Below are 4,399 nucleotides of genomic sequence, written 5' to 3'. Positions count from 1 at the left end.
TACCCGCTTATTAGGTCTTTTTTGTGGCTTATTAAGTTTGTTCTTTACACCCCTACCGGTAAAAGTTTTTATCCTTGTCACCTTAGTCGTCTTTAGCTGGGATTTTCAGCCCTAAACCCGACTAAAACCCTAAGCATACTTAACCCATCAAAAAACTGTTATGCAAAAACGCTATCTCGGTCAGACTAATATAGAAATTACTCCCCTTCTCGTGGGTACTTGGCAAGCAGGAAAAAAGATGTGGGCAGGTATTGAAGATGAGGAAAGTATTAAAGCCATTCGTGCCGCTTTTGAGGCAGGAATTACCACTGTAGATACAGCCGAAATCTACGGGGAAGGTCACTCGGAATTGATTGTCGCTCAAGCTTTAGCCGATGTGCGAGAACAGGTAATTTATGCCACAAAAGTTTTTGCTAATCACCTCAAATATGAGCAAGTTATCGCAGCTTGCCATCGCTCTTTAAAAAACCTCCAAACTGATTATATCGATCTTTACCAAATTCATTGGCCTAGTGGCTCATGGAACACGGAAATAGTGCCTATTTCTGAAACTATGGCCGCTCTTAATTATCTGAAAGCACAGGGAAAAATTCGCGCTATAGGGGTTTCCAATTTCTCCCGCTCTCAACTGGAAGAAGCTGGTCAATACGGCAGAATTGAGAGTATTCAACCTCCCTATTCTCTCTTTTGGCGCTCGGTAGAAAAGGAAATTATGCCCTATTGTATAGACAATAATATTTCTATTCTAGCCTATTCTCCCCTTGCCCAAGGTTTATTAACAGGAAAATTTAGAAACGGTTATCAGTTGGCAGCGGAAGACCATAGAATTAAAAATAAACTCTTTCATGGCGAAAACTTTCAGAGGGTACAAGCGGCTTTAACTCAATTAGAACCGATTGCTAACCGCTATAGTTGTTCCCTAGCTCAATTATCTCTGGCTTGGTTAATTAAGCAACCCCAAACTAATGCAATTGCTGGGGTAAGAAATGCCGCTCAAGCAGTTAATAACGCTCAAGCAATGACAATTAATTTAACCCCAGAAGACCTAAAATTAATTGATAATATTGGTAAACAGGTAACTGATTTCTTGGATGATAATCCCGTGCTGTGGGATTTCTAAAAATTATGCAGCAGTTATCCTAAGGGTGAGGATAGAAGTTTTGGTTAATTCTCAGGAAAAAGCCTGTATAATGACAGCTATAGTCCGATTCTTATCGCAGGATTATACCTATGGCTAAATCCAAAAAACACAATCTGCAATGGATCAAAGAAACCCTCGATTTAAATCCAGATCATAACTGGAAATCTAGTCCGGGTAACAGTATTTTTGTAGCTGGTCGCGGTGCAGTTCGCTTTGAAGTTCCTCAAGATTGGCATTTTGAACCCGATGATAATTCCTTTCGTTTTTTAGATAGAAAACCCCCCGATGATGATTGTCGTTTAGAGGTTTCCTATAATTTACTTCCCCCCGGAGATTGGAAAGAATTACCCCTGAAAGGAATGGTCAAAAAATTAGCTCGTGAAGATAGCCGCAATCCTCACGAAATCGGCGAAGTTATCCAAGAAAAACGCCAAACTGCGCGCATTGTTTGGGTGCAAATTCAATTCATCGACCCCCAAGAAAATCGTCCCGCTTATTCGCGCATTGCCGTGGGTATTGGTTCTGGGGTTCAATGTTTAATTACTATGGATTATTGGGTCGATGATGCGGACAAATTCACCCCCGTCTGGGATACGGTTATCTCCTCGCTGGTGTTAGGTTTATACATTCGTGATCCCCGCAGCGGTTTAGCTTTCCCCGACTAAAGGTAATAGCAATTTTGCAGGAAAATTTCCTTGACAAAAAACCTTAATTGTGATAATAGAAAAATTGATCGCTCGACTCTGGTGGGGATAGCTGCCGGTCCCCGCATTGACGGGATGTGCAGGAAAGCAAGAGGCACTCAGACTTAAACGCAAGCTATGACCTTGAGGAATAGTGATAAAAGTGGCCTGTAGGGCAATATTTAGGGGCGATTCGGGATTATTTACCCGTTTATAACCCTGAGTGATATTAAAAACCCGACCATCGGGGGTAACTTGAGAAACCACCGCGCAGATATCGAAACTAACCGCATCTGCTTGACAATAACAATCCAGACGGGGACTACCCAAAATCGTTAAATCTTTCTCTAGGGGGGGAGAAGTGTAGGTAATCACATCACTGCGACAGTCTAGCATAGTGCGGTCGAATATTCCCCCCGGTAGGGCGCTATGACCTCCTAAAGATGGGACCGGTCGCCAAGGATCGTGAACGATGGTATCCTCGATCGCAGGTTCTAACAAAATCGCGCTTAATTTCCCCTCATCCTCGCGCAGATTGGCTAAACCTTGACTAGCAAGATAATAAATTTGCTGATGTTCTCTGGGAAACTGCTCCAGATATTGCCATTGATTAGACCCCATTTGAAATAGATACATAGGAGGATTTTTTAATAACTCCGTTTCCTGACCTTTTAAGAAATAATCAAACCATTGCAGCTGCATTTTATCCACAGGACTAATTGCCTGTTGACCATAATCTATCTCTCCTACTTTTCTCCCCCAGGGTAGATGAGTCCAAGCACCAATAATTAGCTGTTGGGGATAGATAGAACGCGCTTGCATTTCTTGGTATAAACCCAAAGTTCCCCGGAGATGAGGATCGAACCAACCTCCGATATGTAACATCGGTAAATCGATATTTTTTAACAGGTTTTGCGGGGATAATTTTTGCCAATATTCATCGGGAAGATAACGAGTAATCCACTCGTGATAAAAAGAATCGGCGGCTAAATCTTGCAGAATTTGGGGAGAGGCAGCAATAGGATCAAAAAGGGGTAAATTTCGGGAAGCTACCCAGAGTTTTTGATAGGCAGTTTCGTCCCCTTTTAATCTAGCTGTTTCCGCCGCTAATTGTATTGCCCAAGCGAGATTATATTGTAAATTAAATGCTTCATTTTCATAGCCCCAATCTCGATATAAATCGTGAGCGATCATTGCTGGGCAAATAGTTTTTAAAGCAGCATGACCATTAGTAGCGGCGTATAATTGAGTCATTCCCTGATAGGAAAAACCATACATTCCCACCACACCCGTATTATTAGGAATAGTTAAAACCCATTCAATGGTTTCTAATCCGTCCCTAATTTCATGGGCAAATAAATTAAAATTTCCCGTCGAGTTTCCCCGTCCCCGGACATCCTGAATTACCACAATATAACCCTGACGTGCATACCAGCTAGGATGGGCATAAACCACCGTAGAAGCGATCGCTTTTCCGTAGGGTTGTCGCATTAGTAAAATGGGCAAAGATTCCCTACTATCGGGACGATAAATATCGGCAACTAAACTAATTCCATCTCTGGTGATTAAACTAGCCGTTTCTTTTTTTATGGGGTAGGGATTAAACATTATTATCTCTTTCAGATCAAAAATACTGTCGGGTGGCTCAATCGAGAAAACTTGACCAAGACCAGATAAAGCTTAACTAAATGTTACAATAGAGGCGGACTGCCTCAACTGCCTAGGACTGGAGAAAAATCAGCGATGCTACGACTAGAGAGAATTAGTAAGATTTACCCGACGGGAGAAGTGTTAAAAGATGTCACTTGGGAAGTAAAAACTGGCGATCGCATCGGGTTGGTGGGAGTCAATGGGGCCGGAAAATCCACCCAGCTGAAAATTATTATGGGGGAAGTGGAACCCACCGCCGGGGAGATCATCCGTCCTACCAGTCTCCATATCGGCTATCTTACCCAAGAATTTGAAGTGGATCCCCGTCGGACGGTACGGGAGGAATTTTGGACGGTGTTTCAAGAAGCGAATCAAGTCCACCATCAACTAATAGAAATTCCCCAGCGCATGGAAAAAGCTGATCCCGAAGAATTAGATCGCTTAATTCATCAATTGGATCGCCTACAAAGACAATTTGAAGCGTTAGATGGTTACGGATTAGAAGCGCGCATCGAGAAAATTTTACCAGAAATGGGCTTTACTATTGATGACGGCGATCGCTTGGTAAGTTCCTTTAGTGGTGGTTGGCAAATGCGGATGAGTTTAGGTAAAATTCTCCTGCAAACTCCCGATATTTTACTCCTCGATGAACCGACTAACCATTTAGACTTAGAAACCATTGAATGGTTAGAAAAATTCCTCAAGGATTTAACTACTCCCATGGTCATAGTTTCCCACGACCGGGAATTTCTCGATCGTCTCTGTACCAAAATTGTCGAAACTGAAAGGGGAGTTTCTACCACTTATTTAGGTAATTATTCTGCCTACCTACAGCAAAAATACGAACAACAATCTACTCAGTTAAGTGCCTACGAACGTCAGCAAAAAGAACTAGAAAAACAGCAAGCTTTCGTGGATCGGTTCC

The 4,399-nt window shown here is 42.4% G+C and carries 4 protein-coding genes; 3 read left to right on the top strand and 1 reads right to left on the bottom strand.

Annotated elements, in window-relative coordinates:
- The first annotated feature begins 160 nt into the window (after positions 1-160).
- On the top strand, positions 161-1,120 hold the full coding sequence (locus tag PX636_RS02675) for an aldo/keto reductase (protein WP_002795736.1): 960 nt from the start codon (positions 161-163) through the stop codon (positions 1,118-1,120).
- Between the two features lie 110 nt (positions 1,121-1,230).
- Positions 1,231-1,806, top strand: a complete 576-nt coding sequence (locus PX636_RS02670; RefSeq protein WP_002788923.1) for an Alr1449 family protein — start codon at positions 1,231-1,233, stop codon at positions 1,804-1,806.
- Here PX636_RS02670 and PX636_RS02665 read toward each other — a convergent pair.
- Complete coding sequence (locus PX636_RS02665) at positions 1,789-3,432, bottom strand: CocE/NonD family hydrolase (RefSeq protein WP_288116148.1); 1,644 nt, start codon at positions 3,430-3,432, stop codon at positions 1,789-1,791. The genes PX636_RS02670 and PX636_RS02665 overlap by 18 nt on opposite strands.
- 135 nt (positions 3,433-3,567) lie before the next feature.
- Between PX636_RS02665 and PX636_RS02660 the strand changes: the two genes are divergently transcribed.
- On the top strand, positions 3,568-4,399 hold an 832-nt coding region (locus PX636_RS02660; protein ID WP_288116147.1), incomplete at its 3' end, for an ABC-F family ATP-binding cassette domain-containing protein.

Origin of the sequence: Microcystis sp. M53598_WE2 (assembly GCF_030067735.1) — a bacterium.
GTDB classification, from domain to species: domain Bacteria; phylum Cyanobacteriota; class Cyanobacteriia; order Cyanobacteriales; family Microcystaceae; genus Microcystis; species Microcystis aeruginosa.
This window is presented reverse-complemented; position numbering and strand designations above follow the sequence as displayed.

Excerpts from the sequence above, each read along its gene's own strand:
- PX636_RS02675 (WP_002795736.1), top strand. The coding sequence starts at position 161 with ATGCAAAAACGCTATCTCGGTCAGACTAATATAGAAATTACTCCCCTT.
- PX636_RS02670 (WP_002788923.1), top strand. The coding sequence starts at position 1,231 with ATGGCTAAATCCAAAAAACACAATCTGCAATGGATCAAAGAAACCCTC.
- PX636_RS02665 (WP_288116148.1), bottom strand. The coding sequence starts at position 3,432 with ATGTTTAATCCCTACCCCATAAAAAAAGAAACGGCTAGTTTAATCACC.